The sequence below is a fragment of the Pseudomonas sp. P5_A2_2 genome (assembly GCF_054177685.1).
Genome location: NZ_JBGCUL010000482.1, coordinates 1 through 3430 on the forward strand (window position 1 = coordinate 1; position 3430 = coordinate 3430).

Genomic DNA, 3430 nt, shown 5'->3' on the forward strand with positions numbered 1-3430 from the left:
GTGCAGAACTACCGTTACTACGACGCCGCGACCCACGACGTGAATCGCACCGGCATGCTGGAAGACCTGAACGCGCTGCCAAACGGCTCGATCATTGTGCTGCACGCCTGCTGCCACAACCCGTGCAGAACTACCGTTACTACGACGCCGCGACCCACGACGTGAATCGCACCGGCATGCTGGAAGACCTGAACGCGCTGCCAAACGGCTCGATCATTGTGCTGCACGCCTGCTGCCACAACCCGACTGGCGTGGACCTGAGCCCGGCCGACTGGAAAAACGTCCTGGAAGTCGTTAAAACCAAAGGCCACGTGCCGTTCCTCGACATGGCGTACCAAGGTTTCGGCGATGGCATCGACGAAGACGCCGCTGCCGTGCGTCTGTTCGCCGAGTCGGGCCTGACTTTCTTCGCTTCCAGCTCGTTCTCCAAGTCGTTCTCGCTGTACGGCGAGCGCGTAGGTGCCCTGTCGATCGTCAGCGAATCGAAAGAAGAAAGCGCGCGCGTGCTGTCGCAAGTCAAACGCGTAATCCGCACCAACTACTCCAACCCGCCGACCCACGGTGCCAGCGGTGTCGCTGCGGTGCTGAACAGCCCGGAACTGCGCGCCCAGTGGGAAGCCGAACTGGCCGAAATGCGCCTGCGCATCCGCGGCATGCGCACTCAGATGGTCGATCTGCTGGCACAAAAAGCGCCTCAACGCGACTTCAGCTTCGTCGGTCGTCAGTGCGGCATGTTCTCGTACTCCGGCTTGAGCGTTGAGCAGGTTCACCGCTTGCGCAACGAGTTCGGCATCTACGCCCTGGACACCGGCCGCATCTGCGTGGCCGCGCTGAACCAGAGCAATATCAAGGCCGTTACGGATGCCATCGTTCAGGTGATCTGAATCGCGTCGTGATACGAAAAACGGGAAGCCATTAGGCTTCCCGTTTTTTATTTGTCGCAGATAAATCTCAAAGCACGGGCTCAGCCCTCTAAACTCCACACAATCCAAAATGTGGGAGCGAGCCTGCTCGCGATAGCGATGTACCAGTCACCATTGATGGTGAATGTGCTGTTGCCATCGCGAGCAGGCTCGCTCCTACAGGTTTTGTGTACACCCTGGAATTCCTGCGAGAACCCACATGAAAAACGATGACCTTCGCGCTGACCGCGATGACCTGGATGACCTGGATCACTTCGTCCCGCGCGCCCCGACAAAACGCGGCAACAACCTGGTAATGCAAGTCGCTGCTGGCGTCTTTCTCGGTGGTCTGGCGCTATGGCTGGTGCAACTGGGCGCCACGGCGCTCTACGCCAAACTGATGCTTGGCACGATTACCTTCGGCGGTTAAGCCAGCTCGGTCGCACGCTGACTGACCGCATCGTCATAGGCGACGTAGAGCGATTCGGCGATCTGACTCTTGATCGCCTTGGTGCTTTCCAGCCCGAGGAYGAAACCTTCCGCCTTGCCACCCGCGCGGCTCAATGCTTCAGCGGTGCCGGCCTGAGTGATGGCGTCGAACAACTTTTCGGCGTGGGGGCCGACACCTTTGGGCAGGCTGATCTGAGAGATGCTCATGGGTGCACCCCATGGTATCGAGGTGTGAGGGTCAAATGATTCATGGCGCATACCTTTTCGGCGAATGGCCGGCAGCGCGTGTCACCACTTCCGGGCGGCCATGGTAGACCTCTGGGGCGATCCTGGTAACCGCCAATCGCCGCTAAACCACCGCCCGTCCCGATGATTCGCTCCAATTGTTATTCGATGCTTGACTTCTCTTTTTGAATCATTAAGATACGCGCCATTCCGCGATAGCTCAGTTGGTAGAGCAAGTGACTGTTAATCACTGGGTCCCTGGTTCGAGTCCAGGTCGTGGAGCCAGACAAGGTTCCAGAGAAGGCTTTCAAAATCTCTGAAACCACCGAAAAACCCGCCTTCTCAGGCGGGTTTTTTCGTTTTGGCGTTCTGTCGGATATGACCTACAGCTTTGTGGTCAGGTGAGCGGCGAGAGGACGGGGTGGCGTCCTCTCCACCAGGTTTGCCTGCTTATTCGCTGCTTCAGTTTGACCCGTATTGTCAGGACGGATCTTGAACCAGATGGCGTACATCGCTGGCAGGAACACCAGCGTCATGATGGTTCCGACGAAGGTGCCTCCGATCAGCGTGTAGGCCAGCGTCCCCCAGAAGACGGAGTGTGTCAGCGGAATGAATGCCAGGATTGCCGCCAGCGCCGTCAGCAGTACCGGGCGGGCACGTTGTACCGTGGCTTCGACCACTGCGTGAAACGGGTCCAGCCCTTCTTGCGCGTTGTGGTGGATTTGCCCAATCAGAATCAGCGTATTGCGCATCAAAATGCCCGAAAGGGCGATCAGGCCGACCAGCGCGTTGATACCAAACGGCTGCTGGAAGATAAGCAGTGTCGGCACCACACCAATCAACCCCAGTGGCGAGGTGAGGAACACCATGATCATTGCCGAGATCGAACGCACCTGGACAATGATGATCAGCAGCGTCAGGGCAATCATGATCGGGAATAACGGCAACATCGCTTTACCGGCCTTTCCCGACTCCTCGATGGCACCCGCCTGCTCAATCCGGTATCCGCCAGGCAGCTTGTCGATGACCGGCTGCAGCTCCTTCATGATCACGCTCGAGACGTCCGGTGGCTGCAAGCCTTCGGCAATGTCGCCGCGCACGGTAATGGTCGGCGTGCGGTCRCGACGTCGGAGGATCGGATCCTCCATACGCACATCGACCGCTCCCACCTGRGACAGCGGAATCCGCTGACCCGCCGCGCCCACCARCGTRAAKCCTTCTATCTTGGCGGGATCGAGCCGGATATCACCCGCTGCGCGACCRACCACCTGCACCGAGCGAATGTCCTCACGAACCGCGGTGATCGGTACTCCGGCCAGCAGGAACTGCAGTTGCTGCGCGACTGAGTTTGACGTCAACCCCACCGCCTCCAGGCGATCCTGATCCAGAGCGAAATGCAGCGTCGGCGTCAGCGCTCCCCAATCGGTGTTGACGGTTCTCATCATCGGGCTCGACTGCAACACGTCCTGTACCTGGCCCGCAATCTCGCGCAACTTTGACGGATCAGGTCCCATCACCCGGTAGGCAACAGGGAATGGCGAGTACGGCCCAAAAACGAGCTGCGTCACCCTGACACGCGCTTCTGGGGCAAGTCCCTCAGCTGTCGCTTCGCGGATACGGAACTTGAGGGTCTCGCGCTCCTCCTGGCTGTCCGTCAGCACCACAATCTTCGCGAAAGACGGATCGGGGAGTTCCGGCGCCATCGCCAAATAGAAACGCGGCGCGCCTTGCCCGATATAAGCTGTGACGATTTTTGCCTCACCCTGCTTTTGCAGCCAGGCCTCTATCTTGGCAGTGGTGGCGCTGGTCTGCTCAATGGAGGTCCCATAAGGCATTTGCACTTCAATCAATAC

At 59.0% G+C, this 3430-nt stretch carries 4 protein-coding genes, 1 tRNA gene and 1 pseudogene; 4 read left to right on the forward strand and 2 right to left on the reverse strand.

The annotated features are described in order from the left end of the window. Positions 1–54: 54 nt before the first annotated feature. From ACXRVY_RS20800 to ACXRVY_RS20810, 3 genes and pseudogenes are all read left to right on the forward strand, one after another. Positions 55–165, forward strand: coding sequence for a hypothetical protein (locus tag ACXRVY_RS20800; protein ID WP_458238134.1), 111 nt, complete (start codon positions 55–57; stop codon positions 163–165). Continuing rightward, positions 120–884: pseudogene (locus ACXRVY_RS20805) on the forward strand (aromatic amino acid transaminase); the annotation flags it as partial. The gene ACXRVY_RS20800 and the pseudogene ACXRVY_RS20805, both read left to right, overlap by 46 nt. Positions 885–1122: 238 nt before the next feature. Next, on the forward strand, positions 1123–1332 hold the full coding sequence (locus ACXRVY_RS20810) for a hypothetical protein (RefSeq protein ID WP_223457053.1): 210 nt from the start codon (positions 1123–1125) through the stop codon (positions 1330–1332). Here ACXRVY_RS20810 and ACXRVY_RS20815 read toward each other — a convergent pair. Next, positions 1329–1559, reverse strand: coding sequence for a hypothetical protein (locus ACXRVY_RS20815; RefSeq protein ID WP_458238132.1), 231 nt, complete (start codon positions 1557–1559; stop codon positions 1329–1331). The two genes, ACXRVY_RS20810 and ACXRVY_RS20815, sit on opposite strands and share 4 nt — an antisense overlap. Before the next feature lie 227 nt (positions 1560–1786). Here ACXRVY_RS20815 and ACXRVY_RS20820 point away from each other — a divergent pair. After that, positions 1787–1862, forward strand: a tRNA-Asn gene (locus ACXRVY_RS20820). A 98-nt stretch (positions 1863–1960) separates the two neighbouring features. On the opposite strand, the gene ACXRVY_RS20825 is transcribed toward ACXRVY_RS20820, so the two are convergent. Continuing rightward, positions 1961–3430, reverse strand: a 1470-nt coding sequence (locus ACXRVY_RS20825; RefSeq protein ID WP_458238133.1) for an efflux RND transporter permease subunit, incomplete at its 5' end; no start/stop codon positions are given.

Coding starts and splice junctions, on each gene's coding strand:
- ACXRVY_RS20800 (WP_458238134.1), top strand. CDS start 55: ATGCTGGAAGACCTGAACGCGCTGCCAAACGGCTCGATCATTGTGCTG.
- ACXRVY_RS20810 (WP_223457053.1), top strand. CDS start 1,123: ATGAAAAACGATGACCTTCGCGCTGACCGCGATGACCTGGATGACCTG.